The organism is Phytobacter palmae (assembly GCF_039409775.1).
GTDB classification, from domain to species: domain Bacteria; phylum Pseudomonadota; class Gammaproteobacteria; order Enterobacterales; family Enterobacteriaceae; genus Phytobacter; species Phytobacter palmae.
On record NZ_JBCIVJ010000007.1, the window covers coordinates 173,718 to 190,828 of the forward strand.

A 17,111-nucleotide genomic window follows, 5' to 3' on the forward strand; every position below is an offset into this window, starting at 1 on the left:
CATCGCTCGTGAAAAAATTTCAACTTGTCGCGAAACCGTAGCCTTCATCTTCCCAACCGGTTATCCCGCCAGGCATTATTTTCACCGCCAGCCCCAACCGTGCCAGGATGAGCGCCGCGCGATCCGCCCCGTTACAGTGTGGACCTGCGCAATAGACAACAAAGAGGGTGTCCTGTGGCCATTGCGCCATACGCTCTGGAGTTATTTGCGCATGCGGCAGATGAATCGCGCCGGGAATGTGGCGTCTGGCGAAGGTCTCCGGGCTGCCCACTACATGTAACAGCACAAAATCTTGCTCCGCATGCGTCAATGCATGGTGGACGTCGGCGCAATCGGTCTCGACGCTCAGACGGTGTAAAAAGTGGCTGGCAGTGACCTCAGGCGAGGCGGCAGGAACTTCCGATACATAGCTCATAGTGCTTTCTCCTGGTTTGTGTTAACAATAATCTAACGAAAACAAGAGACAGCGACTGTATAGCTTTATGCCAGAAAACCGCGAAAACATGACAATTTCATCCCCCTACGAACACCCGCATTTAGTCGTCGCTCTCGCTTACGACGGTTTATGTACGTTTGAATTTGGCGTCGCCGTGGAGATTTTCGGTCTACCGCGACCGGAGCTTGGCGATAACTGGTATCGCTTTGCCGTTGCAGCAGTGGATGAGGGGGAGTTGCGTGCGACAGGCGGTATTCGCATTGTCAGCGAAGGCGGCGTGGAATTGCTCGAACGGGCCGACACGATCATTGTTCCCGGCTGGCGCGGTGCGCAGACGCCAGTACCGGAAACACTTTGCCATGCTTTGCGCCAGGCCCACCAGCGTGGATGCAGGATAATGTCTATCTGCTCCGGGGTATTCGTACTTGCCGCTGCCGGACTCCTCAACGGGCGAAAAGCGACAACTCACTGGCGGTACACTGACCTGCTGCGTCAGCGCTATCCGGCAATCGAAGTGCTGGAAGATGCCCTTTACTATGATGAAGGTCGCGTGATGACCTCTGCCGGAAGCGCTGCGGGCATCGATCTGTGTCTGCACGTCGTCAGAACCGATTTCGGCCGCGATATCGCCAATAATGTCGCCCGGCGTCTGGTCGTTCAGCCCCATCGCGACGGGATGCAAACGCAAAAAGTGACGGCACCCGTCGCCCGTTCGCGGGAGAGTCAGTCGCTGGGGAAATTGTTTGATTTCCTGCAACAGCAACTTGCCGCAAACCATACCGTTGAGTCGCTTGCACGTCATGTCGGTATGAGCCCGCGCACCTTTTTGCGCCGTTTTGCCGAGTCCACTGGCACCACACCCGCCCGCTGGATTTTGCAGGCTCGTCTGCGCCGGGCCGAAGAGCTACTGACACAGTCACGGATGAATATCGACACGATCGCCGGACAAATTGGATTTAGCAATGCCGCCGCGCTGCGCCATCACTTTCAGCAACAATATGCACTCACCCCAGGACAGTTTCGCAAAAAATTTACGCTCGCGAATAAATAATTAACATAATTAAGCTATTGTTTAGATTCAGTCAGGTACTATTCCCTTCAACGCGGCAAATAATGAAAGGTAAGCGAGGTCAGGATTATTCAATAACAGGAGAGTAATAATGTTGGGAAATATGCATGTCTTTATTGCAGTGCTGGGAATCATTTTATTTTCTGGTTTTCTTGCTGCTTATTTTAGCCATAAATGGGACGACTGATGAACGGAGATAATCCCCCACCACACAGGCCCCTCGCGTCGATACACCGCGAGGGGCCTTTTTTTACTCTGATACAGACAAAAAAAACCGCCAGTACATACTGACGGTAAATGCTTGCATGGATAGATTTGTGTTTTGGACTTTACGCTACCCTGTAGCCACAGGATTAACGATTAAGTTAATCTACCCTTTGTTTCCTAAATAAAGACTAAACGACGACAAACTAAGTCCGGAAGTCACATTTGTAATGACCTTCGTGTGACGCCGCTCAACGTCGTGGCCTTTATTTCCCTTTCATTACCAGATTCGCCGCCTGGGAGAAAACGGCATCCTCCACTCCATCGCCCCTGTCTCTGCCCTGACGTTCTATCTCTTCGATGATATTGTCCCGATTAATAATTTTACCGCCCGATATCAGCCCAATAACCGCAGCCCCAATGGCTAATCCAATGAGTCCCGTGCGCTCGTCATTGAATTTCATACCCTTTCCTCTCTTTTCGACTTCCTGGTGAAGTCAGGAAAAATTTAGCATAGGGTTTTCAGCTCGCCATTCACGAAACCTTAAAAGCGAAAAAAATCTTACTGAATGCAGGGTTTTTCGCTGAGGCGGACCGATGTTGACTGTCCTGATAACAGAGACAAAAGAGAATTATCCGGGCTAATAGCCTGATTTTCCAGTGGACAAAAAGCCCATATCGGCATGGTAGTGCTTCGTGGCATCCTTTGAGCCGCAGGCGAAAAAAAATGTAACTAATCCTGACATTCTACGACTTATGAGTGGCGGGGTAAGAGCGTATTGTGGGTAGTGAATGGTTAGCTTATACAGGCCGGATGGCCGAAATGGGTCAGTGATTCTCTGCGTTGCCAGTGATGGAACCTCGATTGTCAGAGCGTCTGCTGGCCTGGCCAAAAGTTGGCCTTGCGATAAGTAAACAGAATATAAAAGCAAAATTTTAAGCCCTGACCTTCACCAGGGCGTTTATTATGCGGCTAACTTTGCATTATTATTCAGTGCCATTTCAGGCCATAATGTTGGCGTACAACTTTTTCCAGTGCGACGCGATCAACTGTCACTGCCGACCTTTCTTCGGGAATAGCCAGTCGATATTCGCAGCCAGGGATAATAGTGGTTAACCGATGCAGTCTTTTCTTATAAAGAATCCATTTCATATGTTATCCCCTGTCTCTGTAACGCAATTCATTCTTGCTTTATTTTATTGTAGCCAGCGTTAATCATAATCCTACTGATAAAGATCATCTATTTATTTAGTTTTTGAAAAAAACCATCAACAGGCAGCTTGCGGTCACTGAAATCCTGGTACAGCGCATCAGCATTTACGCAGGCAATATACACAGCAAACACACAAAAGAAATTCATTTACCCTTCATATGAAAGTTGCATCGATAATAAATATTACTTCCCGGCTACTGTTTTTACTCTTGTTTATACAGCCGCAAACACGCTGATATTCTGCCAGCGTGTTTCAGAAATATTCCGGGGCGCTGTTCATGGCGGTTTCTGAGGAAATGACCAACGGAACGTCCTTTCGCAATACAACATTCCGCTAGCTGACAAACTCCTCTTCATGGCGTTGTTTATCATACTCTTTTTGCGCAGCTTCCAGCGTCGGGCCATGTTCCAGAGCCCACTGGTAAAGCGCCTCGAAAGGTTCGCGCAGTGAATGCCCAAGAGGCGTGATGCTGTACTCCACCCCAACCGGCATTGTGGGCAGCACTTTTCGATAGATCAGTCCGTTGCGCTCAAGGCGTTTGAGAGCGTCGGCCAGCGCCTTGTGGGTAATACCGTCCAGGCGGCGGCGGATTTCATTAAAGCGCGAGGGTTCAGAACAGAGTACGGTCAGGATCAAAATCGACCATTTGTTGGTGATGTGTTCGAGCACCGGACGCGTTTTTCCTACTTCTCTCAGGCTGTTGCAGTCAATCTCTGTCATGTCGGTATATCCACTGATATCTGGTATAAACAAAGTGCGTAATTGATACTAAATATAAAACTTATATCATCTGTTTTCCACTCACTGAGGAGAGCAATGATGAACAGTTTGAATAATAAAGTATCCGTCGTACTGGGCGGCGCCAAAGGGATCGGTCTGGCGATAAGCAAACGCTTCGCCCAGGAAGGGGCGACCACCTGGTTTACTTCTCGCCGGGACGAAGAGTTGCAGGCCGCCGCTGCCATCATCGGAAATAATGCGCTGCCACTGCGCGCCGATGTCAGCCAGCAAAGCGAAATCGTCCGGATTATGGAAAAAGTACAGGCCGAATCCGGCCGTATTGATGCGCTGGTGATTAACGCCGGTATGTCTGAACACGCCACACTCGAACAGATTTCTCACGATCATTTTGAGCAGATTTTTGGGCTTAACGTCCGCTCTCCGGTGTTTGCGTTGCAGGCGGCCCTGCCCTTGCTTAACCCCGGTGCCAGCGTGGTGCTGATTGGTTCGATCGCTGACGTTATTGGTTCACAAGGTTATGGCGTTTACAGCGCCAGCAAAGCCGCGCTGCGCTCTTTTGCACGCACATGGACGCGTGAGCTCGCCCCCCGCGGTATTCGGGTCAATGTCGTCGCGCCAGGCCCGGTGGATACAGAAATGATGGCCGCCGCATCGGAGGAGTTCCGTCAGGGGATCATCAGCGCCATTCCATTAGGGAGAATGGGTACGCCGGATGAAATCGCCAGTGCCGCGCTGTTTCTTGCCAGTGATGACAGTCGCTATATCGCGGGTGCGGAAATTTGCGTCGATGGCGGGCTGACGCAGGTGTAATGAGTGTTGTCGCGTAAAAAGGCCGCAGCGCGGCCTTTGAAGCAAATCTCGCTGCGCGGTATTACTGTAAGTCAGAGAGAATTTTATCCGGCGATACACTGCCGAGAAAGATGTGGGCAGAGGGATCCAGCACAACCATCGCGGGCGTTACCCCTACCCCAAGCCGGTCTGCAAGCTCTGATTGTTTGATGATCAGGTTCTTACATTGTTCTGAGCCGTCATTTGCCGGCAAGAAACCCGCCATCGCATTTTGCAGGCTTTTCGGACGATCTGACGCACACCATACTCTGGCCATATCTTCAATGACCGAATCTTTTATTGATGGCGGAACAACGGTCACAAATGACATGGTCAAACCTGCGTCCGTATATTTCTTAATATTTTTGACAACGAAACTGCAATAAACACACTGATTATCTATAAAAACTAATAACTTATGTTTTTCTGCGCTGGCCTGAAAGGTGATGGGCTCAAGCGCGGGTAAAGAGCGCGAAATATCTTCGTATGCCATCTGCGGCGTGGTATCGGAGGCAGAGACAGATGACGCGAGCGCAAACGAACTGGCCGAAATCATAAAAACTGCGCCTAATGCTTTTAGTAAAACCCTCATTCCCTTTTTCCTTTCTGTTTTGCTATCAGATTAACCTCTATTTCGCAGAGCAAGTTAACGCCTTATCCATTATTTTTGCAGCCTTTTTTTCATAACTCTTCCTCGCTTCGTTTAAACAACTCATCCCTGTAACGTCATTGTGGAACGGTGACAAGATTGCCAGTCTCTGCCTGGATGTCGCGAATGCAAGACATACGATGTCCTAAATAACGACCATTAACGTCATTCAGGACACTCCTTTCTTACTTATGATGTTTTCATCGAATCAAATGTGACTGAAAGGAACCTGCTATGAACATCGCTACACAACCCGGGAAAGGCACTGCGGTAATCACCGGCGCATCAACCGGCATCGGTGCTATTTACGCTAATAGGCTGGCGCACATGGGTTATGACCTGATTATCGTTGCCCGCAATCTCAACCGTCTGAATCAGATGGCAAGCCATATCACTGCCGATACGGCCCGCAATGTTGAAGTGGTGGCCGCCGATCTTGGCGATCCCCGGCAACTTAACGCTCTGGAAAGAAAACTGCGCGACGATGCCAGCATCACACTGCTGGTCAACAATGCGGGCACTGGCACACATACGCCGCTGTTATCCAGCGATGTCGATCAGATGCAGGCGATGATTAACCTTAACGTGATTGCTCTGACTCGCCTGACGTATGCCGTTGTTCCCGGGTTCGTTGCGCGTGGCAACGGCGCCATCATTAACATCTCTTCCATCGTCAGCCTTGCACCGGAATTGTTGAACGGTGTTTACGGCGGAACAAAAGCGTTTGTGCTGGCCTTTAGCCAGTCACTGCACCACGAGCTGGCCGATAAAGGGATACAGATCCAGGCGGTATTACCGGGCGCGACGGCAACACCGTTCTGGGATAACGGTGGCCTTCCGCTGGAACAACTCGATAAATCGATAGTGATGAGCGCTTATGACCTGGTGGATGCCGCGCTGATGGGCTTTGTGCGGGGTGAGCTTGTCACGATCCCCTCTTTGCATAACGAAGCAGAGTGGCTGGCGATGGAAAACAGCCGCAAGGCCATGATGCCGCACCTTTCAAGCAATATCCCGGCTGAACGCTACCGCGACAGCGCAGGCCACTAACCCTTTAATCCAACAGGAATGACATGATGAAACTCACCGGAAACACCATTTTTATTACTGGCGGCACCTCGGGTATTGGTCGCGCCATGGCCGAAAAATTTCACCAGCTTGGCAACCAGGTGATCATCTCTGGTCGTCGGAAGGCGCTGCTGGACACCGTGACTGCCGCCAATCCAGGTATGGATTCCGTGGTACTGGATGTCACAAGTGCTTTAAGTATTAAAGACGCGGCGCGGGAGGTTCTGTCTCGCTATCCAACGCTGAACGTTGTGATAAATAACGCAGGCATTATGCCGTTTGATAATCCTGCCGCTGAACTGGATGACGAGATGGCCACCACGCTGCTGGACACCAACCTGCTGGGTACTGTTCGGGTGAGCGCCGCGTTTGTTGAACATCTCAAACAGCAAAAAGATACCGTATTGATCAATAACAGTTCCATACTGGCCTTTTTGCCACTGGTTACAAACGCGCTCTATTCCGCAACCAAAGCCGCGATCCACTCCTACACCCTCTCCCAGCGCTTTTTGCTCCGCGATGCAGGTGTAACCGTGATTGAGATCGCCCCGCCCTGGGTGGACACCGACCTGATCTATAAAAGCGGCGATTCCCGGGCGATGCCCCTGGCAGACTTTATCGGGCAGACCTTCGAAAAACTGGCCACGGATAACCCCGAAGCGATTGTCGACAGCGTGCTCCCTGCCCGCGCAAATCCCGGTGCGAATGAACACGCCATGGTAGATGCGTTTAATCAGGCAATGGTGGAAAACCCGATCCCGGTTGCGTGATCTGATTCGGGGCAGACTACTGCCCCTTAGCTGGAGTTTATGATGCAAAATCACATTTCCACGCCGCAACGACGCGCGCTCCTGGCCCTGAGTGTTGCTTACTTTATTCAGGCAACGGGTTCCCTTTGCGTTGCAGGCAGCCTGGCGTCCATTTCCCATGAGTGGGGGCTAAGCGATGCACAAAGTGCCCGCTTGCTCTCTATTTTCGGCCTGACGTTTGCGCTGGGCGCGCCGCTGGCGCAAGTGATGTTCGGTAAGTTGATGCGCAGAACGCAGGTGCTGGCAGGCATGCTGGTGTTCGCGCTGGGGGCGGCTATTTTTGCGCTCGCGCCGAATTACACCTTGCTGGTTGTCTCGCGCATCGTGATGGGGCTGGGTGCGTCGCTGATTGGCCCGGTACTGGTGGCGCTGGGTTCGGAGTTAGTGTCTGCCAAAGAGCGTGGCAGCGCCATTGCCATGATTCTGCTGGGCGTATCGATGGCAAGCATGGTGGGTATTCCGCTCGCCGCGTGGATAGCTCATGCCTGGGGCGCACGGATGTTGTTTACCCTTGTCGCGCTGGTAAGTCTGCTCACGGCAGCTGGTGTGTGGCTGGTGGTGCCAAATGTAGTAAAAGGGGTCGACATTCGTTTACGCCATGTCGGCCAGGTGCTGACCGAAGGTAAATCGCTGTCTGCGTTTTTGGTGGTCTTTTTTATTACCTCCGGGGTATACGATATGTATGCGTTTATCTCGCCGATAATTCGCGATCGCTGGCACGGCGAGGCCACTGATGTCTCAATTGCCTTAACGATAATTGGCGTAGCGGGTATTGTGGGAAATCTTTTTGTCAGTCGTGCCGCGCGGCTTTACAGTGCTGAACGCTTACTGATCATCGGGATGACGTTGCTGGTCGCAGACATGCTGCTGCTGACACTGTTACCGGCTCAACTGGCATGGTTATTTATTTTGCTGGTGGTATGGGCCTTTTCAACGGATCTGTTATGGCCAACGCAGCAGCGGCGTATCGTGGAAATTTCGTCCGCAGAAACGCGGGGGATTTCACTGGCCTTAACCAGCGCCTTTATGTTCTGCGGTATCGGTTTTGGCTCAGCGGTGGCCTCATGGCTCTATCCTGTGAGCGGTTTTTACGGCGTGATGATAAGCTCAATGCTGTTTCTGTTGCTGGCATTGTCCAGCCTGGGTATATCAGAGCGGCTACGTGCCCGTTCTGCGCACTGCGTCAGTGTTGAATTGCCATAAAGAGGTTGCGATGCACCGGATAGGATTGATTATTTCTGACCATTTTCAGATGCTGGCATTGTCAACACTGACGGTCTTTGAGTTTGCCAACTTCATTACTGAAAAACCTTTTTACCAGATGACGGTCTATTCCGAATCCGGTGGCAAAGTGCGCTCATCCTCAGGAATTGGCGTTGATTCTGAACAGTTTAGCGACGAAACCCAGGTAGATACCTGGCTGGTGGCAGGAGTACTTTCCCCGGTTGAGGAGCCTGCAAGTCCGGCGGTGATCCATTTTCTGCAAACGTCCGCCCGCAAAGCGCGCCGTATCGCCGGCATCTGTACCGGCGCATTTGTGCTGGCGCAGGCCGGGCTTCTGGAGCAAAAACGCGCGACCACTCACTGGGCGCACTCCCGCAGCTTAACGACGCTGCATCCCGGTATTCAGCTTGAAGATGATCGGATCTTTATTATCGATGACACAATCTGGACTTCGGCAGGAATGACCGCGGGGCTCGATATGGCACTCGGTATGGTGGAAAAAGATCTGGGCGCAGATATCGCCCGTATTGTGGCGCATCGACTGGTCATGAATCAGCGCCGTTCAGGGGGCCAGACGCAGCATTCAGAAATGCTGGCGCTGGCCCCGCGCTCAGATCGCCTGCAAAGCGCGCTCGAATATGCCCGCAACAACCTGCACAAAACGTTGACGGTGGAGCTACTGGCCGATGCCGTGCATGTCAGCGCCCGTCAGCTCAGCCGTCTGTTTCGGCAGGAAACGGGGAAATCTCCGGCCAAAGCTATCGAAGGATTACGCCTTGAAGCGGCAAGACTGATGATTGAGCAAAGCCGCCTCTCCCTGGATACCATCGCCCGTGAGGCAGGTTTTCGCGACCGGCGTCATATGCGGGAAGTGTTTATTCGCGGTTATGGTATTCCGCCGCAGTCCCTTCGTACGGGCAGGTAGCCCTGAACACACCTCTCTTTGACCGCCGCCAGCTGACCCGCTCTCAGGTTTTTTGCTGGCTCTCCTTTCGGTATACAGCCGGGGTGATGCCATAGCGTTTTTTAAAGGCTTTGGTGAACGATGACAGCGATAAAAATCCACAGCGTTCGGCAATGACGTCCACAGCCAGCGCCCTTTCATCAATCAGCAACCGCGAGGCGAGCGCCATGCGCAAATGTGTCAGCCACAACTGTGGCGTCTGGTGATAACTGTGCGCAAAATGCCGGGCAAAAGTGGCGCGCGATAAAAAGCAGCGCTCAGCCATAGACTCGAGAGTCCAGGGATATGCCGGGTCCGCAAAGACGGCTAATAATGCTGGTGAGAGGCGCTTATCACTCATCAGCCGCAACATACCCGGCGGTGGCTGTCGCAGCGAAAGTAAAATCCGCAGCATCATCGCCACCAGCGTATTCGCCAGCCCTTTAACCATCGCCATGCTGCCCGGCAAACTGTTCTGGCTTTCACGAACCAACATCATCAGCAACGTTTCCAGCTCCGGAAAGCTTTCGCGCGCCGCAGTCTGGAGATGGATAAGCTCGCTCTCTTCGGCGAATAGCCAGTTACAGTCCGGGCCAAAATAGAACTCCCCACACAACACCTCAACGGAGGGTCCCGGCCCTTCTGTGCGCACTTGCGTCAGAATGCCATTGTGATGTCCCTGCGCCGGTACGACCTGTCCCCACTCCACCAGACTTTCAAGAATATGGGGAGAGCCGTGAGGGAGGAGCAGAATATCCCCTGCGCACACATTGAGGGTTTGACCGGCAATGTGCAGGCGCGCCTCCCCCCGCATGATGACATGCCATGGCACAATGCCGTCCGGCCGTTGCTGATGGTCAGCGGCCCATCGTCCGTTGAACCGGCAATGAAGATTCACAACGCATTGCGGGGCCAGCACTGCAAGTAATGAACTGAGGTTATCCATTCCCACTCCTGAGACGATAAGACAAAAAACAGCGGCTTTGGGGCCAATAATAGCATGCCAGGCGCCCTATGATGTCTCCATCGCCGATACGGTGACTAACATTAACTGACAGGAGAAAATCATGAGTCGTTTAACCTCAATTCAGGTCGAAAATGCCACAGGCCAGACCGCCGATCTTTTCACGATGATCAAACGCGCAATGGGTAAAGTGCCAAACGCTTATCAGACCATCGGTATAGCGCCCGCGATCCTTGGCCAGGCGCTGCAACACAATGCCACGCTGGCGAAAAGTACGCTTAGTAAACAAGAACTGGAAGCCATCAACCTGGTTGTAAGCGAACTCTCCGGCTGTGATTATTGCCTGGCCGCGCATACCTTAACGGGCAAAATGGCCGGTTACAGCCTCACGCAAACACAGGCATTGCGCCGGGGAGAATATCCGGATGATGCCCGTATCGATGCCCTGGTAAAATTCGTCTCAACGGTGGTCTCAACCCGCGGGACACTGGCGGAAGAAACCGTCTCCCGCTTCCTGGCGGCAGGTTTTAGCGATCGTCAGGTGGTGGAAATTATCAGTGCGATCAGCGCGATTTTGTTCACCAATATGATTAACCGGGTCAATAATACCGTGGTGGATTTTCCGCCCGTAAACTAAACAGGCTCTGACAGTATTTTTTTATCGTGGCGGTGGCGGGTGCAGTTGCCTGGCATAAACCGCCACCACTGCGATGCCTGCGCCACGGTGGTCAGCGCCGGGTAGAAACAGAGACGCTCCACCGTTTCGTTATAGCAGTGTCAGACATCGCCGGTGGATAAAATAAAAAATATAAACGTTGCTTAATTAATTTCGCTATGTCTTAATAGCGCCATCGGTTTGGAATACAGACCTTATGAAAGCAGTTTTAGTAAAGCAGTCCTCAGTTCAAGTGTTATCCATAGATACCCTTCTTCGTGAGTCTCCTCCTAAGTGCCAAATAAGTCACTCTTACATTACAGGCCATTATCGCCACTCTGCGTGGCTCATAAATTTAAGGAAGTATCTATGTCTAATAAAATGACTGGTTTAGTAAAATGGTTTAACTCCGATAAAGGTTTTGGCTTTATCACTCCTGACGATGGCAGCAAAGATGTATTTGTCCATTTCTCTGCTATCCAGAGCGACAGCTACAAAACGCTTGATGAAGGCCAGAAAGTCTCCTTCACTATCGAAAGTGGCGCTAAAGGCCCTGCGGCCGGAAACGTTACCGCGCTGTAAGCTGCGCGAATTATCAGTGATATTTACAACAGCGATGAAGACAATAGTCTGAGCAGATAAAATCTACTGATAAAAATAAACCCGCCGAGTGCGGGTTTTTTTATTGCATCCGGTTCAGACAGCGTCTCGCTTTTATTATTTTCTGCCAGTGCCTGCCAGGCGCCTGGAATTTCCCCTCTGCCCTTGCACCCCTTTCAACGACAGAGGGTTATATTTACGTCCCTGAGGTCGTTGTTCCCCGTACGCGAATAGGCTCTTTAATGGCGTTAACAGACAATAATCGTTGAAGCGCTGAAATAGCGGTGTCAGTAAGTTCATGTCCTTTGGTCAATACCATCAGCCCGTTTGATGTCAGGATATCTTCCTCAACCACCCATCCGGGTAGCAATTCACGAATATGGGCAGAACGAACGCCGCTGACGTTTGTGCGAAAATCGGACAACGCCTTAATGATGTAGTCGGGCAATGGTGGCGTTGCCGCACGCAGAATTTCCCATGGACGCTCCAGGCTCCGGCCACGTACAGCATATTTTTCCAGTTCAAGCGCTGCACGTAACAAATGCGCGCCTCGCAAAACCTCCAGCGGAACATTCGGTGCCGGTTCTTTCGCCTGGTGACGTATAATTCCCGCCACCAGCTCCAGGCGAGGTATGTTTTCAACCAACCGACCAGCGACCTCCGGATGGCCAAGCAGCAGTTTTTTCTCTTCATCTGACAGTTTTCGTTGGGCCGCATCTGCCTGGACGATGTCCGCAGGAATACCGACGCAGCCTATCTGGCTTAACGCAGCCGCGATGGTGTAAATCCATTCATCGGGCCACTCCAGTTTCGACAGCGCATGAGTCACACATGACTGCGCGAAAGCGGAGCGCTGAAACGCCCACGGCGCGACCATTGCAAGCACTTCGGTCAGCGTTTTCACGGAAGCCGTCAGGGTGGTGGCCAGCAACTCTTTCTCGGCGCAGATAAGCCGATACTGGCGCACTGCGTCATTGAGCGTGGCAATCAGCTCGTCTTTTGGGCAAGGCTTGCACAGATAGCGAAAAATGGCGCCTTTATTGATAGCCGCGATGGAAGATTGCACATCAGCCTGGCCGGTAAGCAGTATGCGGACACTATCGGGAGAAATTTCCCGCGCTTTAGCCAGAAAGGTCGCCCCGTCCATGCCCGGCATGCGCATATCAGACACGATGACAGCAAACTTTTCTCCCCAGCGAACGGCGTCAAGACCCGCCTCGCCACTCTTTGCCACCACTACCTCAAATTCGCCAAAAAGGTTTCGTTCAATGGCGGCGAGCACATTGGGTTCATCATCCACGCATAGCACCCGAGCGAGGGCAGTATCAGTCATGAAGCGTCTCCTTTATATGAGCAAGCATTTGCTGCCACAGAGGGAGCTGGTTCAGCATGCCTGTCTGTTCTAGATAAACGTGATCGGGTACGTCGTCGTGCGCCAGCGCGACCGCAACATGTACGGCACCGATCGCGCCAAAGAGATTATTTGCAAAGCGGGAAGGCTCCGCGTGCCGGGCAACAATGTCTACCAGATCCCCCGGCAGCCCCCACAACGCCAGCATATAGGCGCTCACGGTTGCGCGGCTCGTTGAGGACACATGCGCATCAGGAACAAGCAGAGCGATACCGGCGAGCAGTGCGGCCGTCGACTCCAGCCCCTGATGACCACAAATGCGGGCGGCAAGTTGTGAGGCGATAAAAGCGTTACGTTGTAACTTATTGACCCGGGGATCACTGCTACAGACGGTAAAAAATTCAGGTGTCTGGATGAATAACTTTATCTGTTCCAGGCCCAGTTGGGTGAGCGCACTGCCGATATCGTGAATGTGCGCGCCTCGCGTGAACCATGCTGAATTCGCCATCTGCATAAATCTGGCCGCCAGCGCGGGATCGCGTCCAACGAGTCCGGCGATACAGTGAATATCTGAGTCAGAAAGGCGTTGTTGGAGTTCAGCGATAATCTCCGGCACTGCTGGCAGGTGGCTGAGCTGCCCCACTCTGTCAATCACCAGTGGCTCCTCAAGAGCACTGCGTCGCGTAAGCGTGCTTTCGATCATCTCGATCAACACCGTACTGTCACAGGGTTTAGAGACAAACTGGTGAGCGACCTGGAGCATACGCTGGGTTGATGTGGGTTCCGAATAGCCCGAGAGGATAATTCGTACCGTACCAGGCCTGCGATCGCGAACCTGGGCGAGCAATTCAGCCCCATCCATAAAAGGCATGCGCATATCCGATACCACAACATCCGCTGGTGTCTCTTCAAGCATGGCAAGCGCTTGTGGACCACTGCTTGCGAAGCGACATTCCCAGTCGGGGTTATGCATCATGACGGCTCTCTCAATGCCCGAGAGTATACGGTTTTCGTCGTCGACAAACATGACCTGCATGCCGTTCAACCCTCCTTGCGGCAATGAAGCGGAAATTGCAATATAAACGTTGACCCCACGCCTTCCTCAGACTCGCAGCGGATATGCCCCATGTGTTTGTCGACGACCGTCGAGTAAACAATGGCAAGTCCCTGCCCGGTGCCCTTACCCACGGCTTTGGTCGTGAAGAAGGGATCAAAAATACGGTCACGAATGGCGGCGGGAATACCGCTACCATCGTCCTGTACGCGTATTTCCATAAGATCGCCGTTTTGCTCAGCCGAGATAACAATACGGCCTTTTTCCTTAACGCCTTTCTCAAGCGTATCAGCAATTGCATGGGCAGCGTTGACCACCAAATTAAGTATGGCCTGACTAACCATATCGCGCAGACATGGCAATAAGGGCAAATCATCGCCAATCCGGGTTTCGAGATCGGCGACATATTTCCATTCGTTGCGCGCCACTGTCACCGTTGTACGGATGACTTCACGGATATCGACAGCTTCTTTCTCGTTTTGCGATGGGTGAGAAAACTCCTTCATGGCCGCAACAATTTTTGCAATGTGACCAAGCCCTTCCAGGGACTCATCTAAAGCGGAGGGGATCTGATTGCGCAGAAAATCAATTCGGGCACGTTTTAAAACCGCGTCGAATGCTTCTATCGTTGGCTCATTACCCAGCTTCACACGCGCCACATCAACCACCGCAATCGCGGCATCCAGTACATTTGTCAGCGTCAAATGCGCGGTTTTTACAAAACCAACATTGTCTGAAACGTACTGGGTCGGCGTATTAATTTCATGCGCAATACCTGCGGCAAGCTGGCCAATGGATTCCATTTTCTGCGCCTGCAACAGTTGCGCCTGCGCTAATCGCAGTTCGGATAAAGCTTTTTCCAGTTCACGCCGCTCGTTCTCAAGTTCCATTGTCTTGCGGGCAACGACTTTCTCCAGACCAATATTTTGTTCCAGAATAGCAAAAGGCGTTGCGTTGCTATGCCTGGCCTCTTGCGCGATGCGACGCTTCAGTACATCTATCGTTTTATCGCGAGCGAGAAGTTTACGTTCATAATCTTCCAGAGACAGGCTCGCATTGGGTTCTTTGGTAAAAGAAGACATAACTTATCCTCCGATAGCAACACCCGTGAATGTCTGGTTTACATGCAGCCCGTTGTATTGCTCACCGTAGGTAGAAAAACCGATCACATTATTCTGCCGCATAATGTCGCTGATAGGTTGCTCAAGCCCTTCTTCCTCAAACTGGAGACGCCGAAGAATACAATCACAACCGATGATGACACGTGGATCAGGAATGATTTCACGAACCTTTTCAAAAGATTGTTTAAAGGTCTCAATGGGGTCTTCCGCTATTCCAATCGAAATAATTAACCCCTCTTCAATTGCGCAATAACAGGTTAACGAAAAGTCGTCATTCCATTTTTGAATAGAGCGGACATAAGGTTCATCTCCGAATGAAAGCACCAGTGGGTTACGAGAAAATATCGTGGGCGTTAACTCGTCCACGCTCAGGCCGAGGGCTTCGGCGTAAACTTTTGCCGCGGGTTCGCCATTGATCTCAAAAATAATCCGTTTCTCAGAATCGGCTTCTGTAATGACTAATTCCACGTCACTGGGAATAAAATGTTGAATTTTAAAGGTGGTGAGAGGAGAACTGGTCTCAATGACCGCAAATACCGCTGCATCTGATACGAATTTGCCATTCCCGTCGTAAATAAAGCTTTGTTCAAAACGCAGGTCATCACCTGCCGATCCCCCGATGATAGGTACATTGCCTGTCTGCTGATAAAGATTCGCGACAAGGCGCTCTTCTGCCATCGAAAGTCCATCGACGAGCAACAGACCGAAGCGATTAATATTCGGCCTCGCCTCGCTGTCAAAACGGATTTTTTCAGCCATATCAGCAATAACGGCAGAGTATTCAATTAAGGGGTGGATCATAAACGCGGTGGCGCGAAAATCACGCCCTAAGCCCAGACCCAGCATCCCGGAGTGCTGGAAACCGTCCAGCCCAATTTGCCCCGAGGAGGTACAGCCTATAAGGGTGCATGAAAAAGTTTTTTTTAATTCGCTGCCTAAGATTTCAAGATCATAATCCGGAGAGCAAAAAAATAGGATGGTTTCGATATCCTCAGGGCCAATCATGCTGGCAAATTCGGCTACGGCCTGGACAGGATCGCGTAATTCACTACTGGCATATTTTAAGTTGGCATTCACGGCATATTCTCCGGCTGAGAAAAGCGATAGCGTTTATTTAAAACAGTACATATTCAAAAAATGCTCGTCTGGATTCAACACTCAGGGGAATCATAAATGGCGCCACAGACCACTCATGTCTGTCTTACTTAAATAGTTATACATGCATGTCATTTCGCTTCAAAGACGCACGTTAACTTTCTTTTCAGGTCGCCGTCTGGATCACTTTTGTTAAGCTTTCGTACAAAACCTGGCTAATTAATGGACGTCCGTTTTTCGTTCCGCAAAATAGTGCGCAGGAGTGCTGCCCATCGTTTTTTTGAACATGGTGATGAAAGCATTCACCGATTCATACCCCAGGTTTGCCGCCACATTTTGTACTGAGACGCCACTTGCCAGCGCCTGCAGGGCAAGAATCAGATGGAGCTGTTGCCGCCATCGCCCGAAGGTTAGCCCTGTCTCACGCAGCATCAGACGGGCCAGCGATCGCTCGCTGAGCGCCAGCCGTTTTGCCCATATTTTAAAGGTGCTGCGATCCTCCGGGTTACTGACCAGCGCATCAGCCATTGCACGGATTTTGGGATTGGATGACACAGGCAGACTTAATTTTTGTTGCGGCATCGTGGCTAACTCGTCAAGGGTCACTCTGGTCAGCCTTGCCGCATGGCTATCGGGCGGGTAATCAGCGCCCTCACGCGTTAAACGATCCACCAATTCCTTAATCAGCGGCGAAATCGCCAGCGTGCAACATTTTTGCGCAAGCGCTACGGCACCGGGTTCAATGAAGAGATAGTTGAGATGCGCATTCCAGGTGGCTTTGGCGCTGTGAGGGATCCCTCCGGGAATCCATACAGCGCAATCTGGCGGCACTATCCATATGTCATTTTCCGCGCGACAAATTACCGCGCCATACAGCGCAATAATCAGTTGCCCTTTGCGGTGCGTATGCATCGGCACTTCGGCCTCGTAATCAACAAAATCCAGATGGCGCGCCACAGCGGGGCAAGATGTGGCATCAGGGTCAAACAATGTTGTAACGAACTGCGGTTTCATGTGATTGGCAACATTTAGGTATTTTTTGACAGAATAGAGTATTTAATGGCATACGCAAGCCGGTAATAATT

Annotated in this window: 20 protein-coding genes; 9 read left to right on the top strand and 11 right to left on the bottom strand. The window is 51.6% G+C overall.

What is annotated here, in order from left to right; translation table 11 throughout:
* Nucleotides 1-19: 19 nt before the first annotated feature.
* Nucleotides 20-415 carry a rhodanese-like domain-containing protein gene (locus tag AAIG39_RS11140; RefSeq protein ID WP_343193863.1) on the bottom strand — a complete coding sequence of 132 codons (396 nt, stop codon included), beginning with the start codon at nt 413-415 and terminating at the stop codon, nt 20-22.
* 67 nt (nt 416-482) lie between these two features.
* On the opposite strand from AAIG39_RS11140, the gene ftrA reads away from it, so the two are divergent.
* Complete coding sequence (gene ftrA / locus AAIG39_RS11145; RefSeq protein WP_343193864.1) at nt 483-1,487, top strand: transcriptional regulator FtrA; 1,005 nt, start codon at nt 483-485, stop codon at nt 1,485-1,487.
* Nucleotides 1,488-1,596: 109 nt separating this feature from the next.
* The gene (gene mgtS, locus AAIG39_RS11150; RefSeq protein WP_039078912.1) at nt 1,597-1,692 is read left to right on the top strand and encodes a protein MgtS; all 96 of its coding nucleotides are present in this window, start codon (nt 1,597-1,599) and stop codon (nt 1,690-1,692) included.
* Between the two features lie 283 nt (nt 1,693-1,975).
* Here the strand turns inward: mgtS and AAIG39_RS11155 are convergent, their stop codons facing one another.
* The 3 genes from AAIG39_RS11155 to AAIG39_RS11165 form a co-directional block, all read right to left on the bottom strand.
* Nucleotides 1,976-2,173, bottom strand: coding sequence for a hypothetical protein (locus AAIG39_RS11155; RefSeq protein WP_343193865.1), 198 nt, complete (start codon nt 2,171-2,173; stop codon nt 1,976-1,978).
* A gap of 527 nt (nt 2,174-2,700) precedes the next feature.
* Nucleotides 2,701-2,862, bottom strand: coding sequence for a hypothetical protein (locus AAIG39_RS11160; RefSeq protein WP_249572280.1), 162 nt, complete (start codon nt 2,860-2,862; stop codon nt 2,701-2,703).
* Between the two features lie 395 nt (nt 2,863-3,257).
* Entirely contained in the window at nt 3,258-3,644 is a 387-nt protein-coding gene (locus AAIG39_RS11165) for a winged helix-turn-helix transcriptional regulator (RefSeq protein ID WP_343193866.1), read from the bottom strand.
* Nucleotides 3,645-3,743: 99 nt separating this feature from the next.
* On the opposite strand from AAIG39_RS11165, the gene AAIG39_RS11170 reads away from it, so the two are divergent.
* Nucleotides 3,744-4,475: an SDR family NAD(P)-dependent oxidoreductase gene (locus tag AAIG39_RS11170; protein WP_343193896.1), complete on the top strand. Its 732-nt coding sequence runs from the start codon at nt 3,744-3,746 to the stop codon at nt 4,473-4,475.
* Between the two features lie 61 nt (nt 4,476-4,536).
* On the opposite strand, the gene AAIG39_RS11175 is transcribed toward AAIG39_RS11170, so the two are convergent.
* The gene (locus tag AAIG39_RS11175) at nt 4,537-5,085 is read right to left on the bottom strand and encodes a thioredoxin fold domain-containing protein (RefSeq protein ID WP_343193867.1); all 549 of its coding nucleotides are present in this window, start codon (nt 5,083-5,085) and stop codon (nt 4,537-4,539) included.
* A 291-nt stretch (nt 5,086-5,376) separates the two neighbouring features.
* Between AAIG39_RS11175 and AAIG39_RS11180 the strand changes: the two genes are divergently transcribed.
* Genes AAIG39_RS11180 through AAIG39_RS11195 form a run of 4 tightly spaced genes read left to right on the top strand, consistent with a single transcriptional unit; the run spans nt 5,377 to nt 9,168 of the window.
* Nucleotides 5,377-6,192, top strand: a complete 816-nt coding sequence (locus AAIG39_RS11180; protein ID WP_343193868.1) for an SDR family NAD(P)-dependent oxidoreductase — start codon at nt 5,377-5,379, stop codon at nt 6,190-6,192.
* Between the two features lie 26 nt (nt 6,193-6,218).
* On the top strand, nt 6,219-6,980 hold the full coding sequence (locus tag AAIG39_RS11185; RefSeq protein WP_343193897.1) for an SDR family oxidoreductase: 762 nt from the start codon (nt 6,219-6,221) through the stop codon (nt 6,978-6,980).
* 42 nt (nt 6,981-7,022) lie between these two features.
* Complete coding sequence (locus tag AAIG39_RS11190; protein ID WP_343193869.1) at nt 7,023-8,222, top strand: MFS transporter; 1,200 nt, start codon at nt 7,023-7,025, stop codon at nt 8,220-8,222.
* 10 nt (nt 8,223-8,232) lie between these two features.
* On the top strand, nt 8,233-9,168 hold the full coding sequence (locus tag AAIG39_RS11195) for a GlxA family transcriptional regulator (protein WP_090084141.1): 936 nt from the start codon (nt 8,233-8,235) through the stop codon (nt 9,166-9,168).
* 43 nt (nt 9,169-9,211) lie between these two features.
* Here AAIG39_RS11195 and AAIG39_RS11200 read toward each other — a convergent pair whose 3' ends face one another.
* A complete protein-coding gene (locus tag AAIG39_RS11200; protein WP_090084140.1) occupies nt 9,212-10,132 on the bottom strand; it encodes an AraC family transcriptional regulator in 921 nt (306 codons plus the stop codon).
* A gap of 121 nt (nt 10,133-10,253) precedes the next feature.
* Here AAIG39_RS11200 and AAIG39_RS11205 point away from each other — a divergent pair, with 121 nt between their 5' ends.
* Nucleotides 10,254-10,787, top strand: a complete 534-nt coding sequence (locus AAIG39_RS11205) for a carboxymuconolactone decarboxylase family protein (RefSeq protein WP_343193870.1) — start codon at nt 10,254-10,256, stop codon at nt 10,785-10,787.
* A 387-nt stretch (nt 10,788-11,174) separates the two neighbouring features.
* Nucleotides 11,175-11,387, top strand: a complete 213-nt coding sequence (cspE, locus tag AAIG39_RS11210; RefSeq protein ID WP_016495754.1) for a transcription antiterminator/RNA stability regulator CspE — start codon at nt 11,175-11,177, stop codon at nt 11,385-11,387.
* A 214-nt stretch (nt 11,388-11,601) separates the two neighbouring features.
* On the opposite strand, the gene AAIG39_RS11215 is transcribed toward cspE, so the two are convergent.
* The 5 genes from AAIG39_RS11215 to AAIG39_RS11235 all read right to left on the bottom strand — a co-directional run bounded on the left by AAIG39_RS11215 (nt 11,602) and on the right by AAIG39_RS11235 (nt 17,040).
* Nucleotides 11,602-12,738, bottom strand: coding sequence for a response regulator (locus AAIG39_RS11215; protein ID WP_090084137.1), 1,137 nt, complete (start codon nt 12,736-12,738; stop codon nt 11,602-11,604).
* Nucleotides 12,731-13,792: an HDOD domain-containing protein gene (locus tag AAIG39_RS11220; RefSeq protein ID WP_343193871.1), complete on the bottom strand. Its 1,062-nt coding sequence runs from the start codon at nt 13,790-13,792 to the stop codon at nt 12,731-12,733. Before AAIG39_RS11220 ends, AAIG39_RS11215 begins: the two co-directional genes overlap by 8 nt.
* A 5-nt stretch (nt 13,793-13,797) precedes the next feature.
* Nucleotides 13,798-14,892, bottom strand: a complete 1,095-nt coding sequence (locus AAIG39_RS11225; RefSeq protein WP_343193872.1) for a sensor histidine kinase — start codon at nt 14,890-14,892, stop codon at nt 13,798-13,800.
* A 3-nt stretch (nt 14,893-14,895) separates the two neighbouring features.
* Entirely contained in the window at nt 14,896-16,008 is a 1,113-nt protein-coding gene (locus tag AAIG39_RS11230) for an FIST N-terminal domain-containing protein (RefSeq protein WP_249572287.1), read from the bottom strand.
* Between the two features lie 237 nt (nt 16,009-16,245).
* Nucleotides 16,246-17,040: an AraC family transcriptional regulator gene (locus AAIG39_RS11235; RefSeq protein WP_249572288.1), complete on the bottom strand. Its 795-nt coding sequence runs from the start codon at nt 17,038-17,040 to the stop codon at nt 16,246-16,248.
* Between the last annotated feature and the right edge of the window lie 71 nt (nt 17,041-17,111).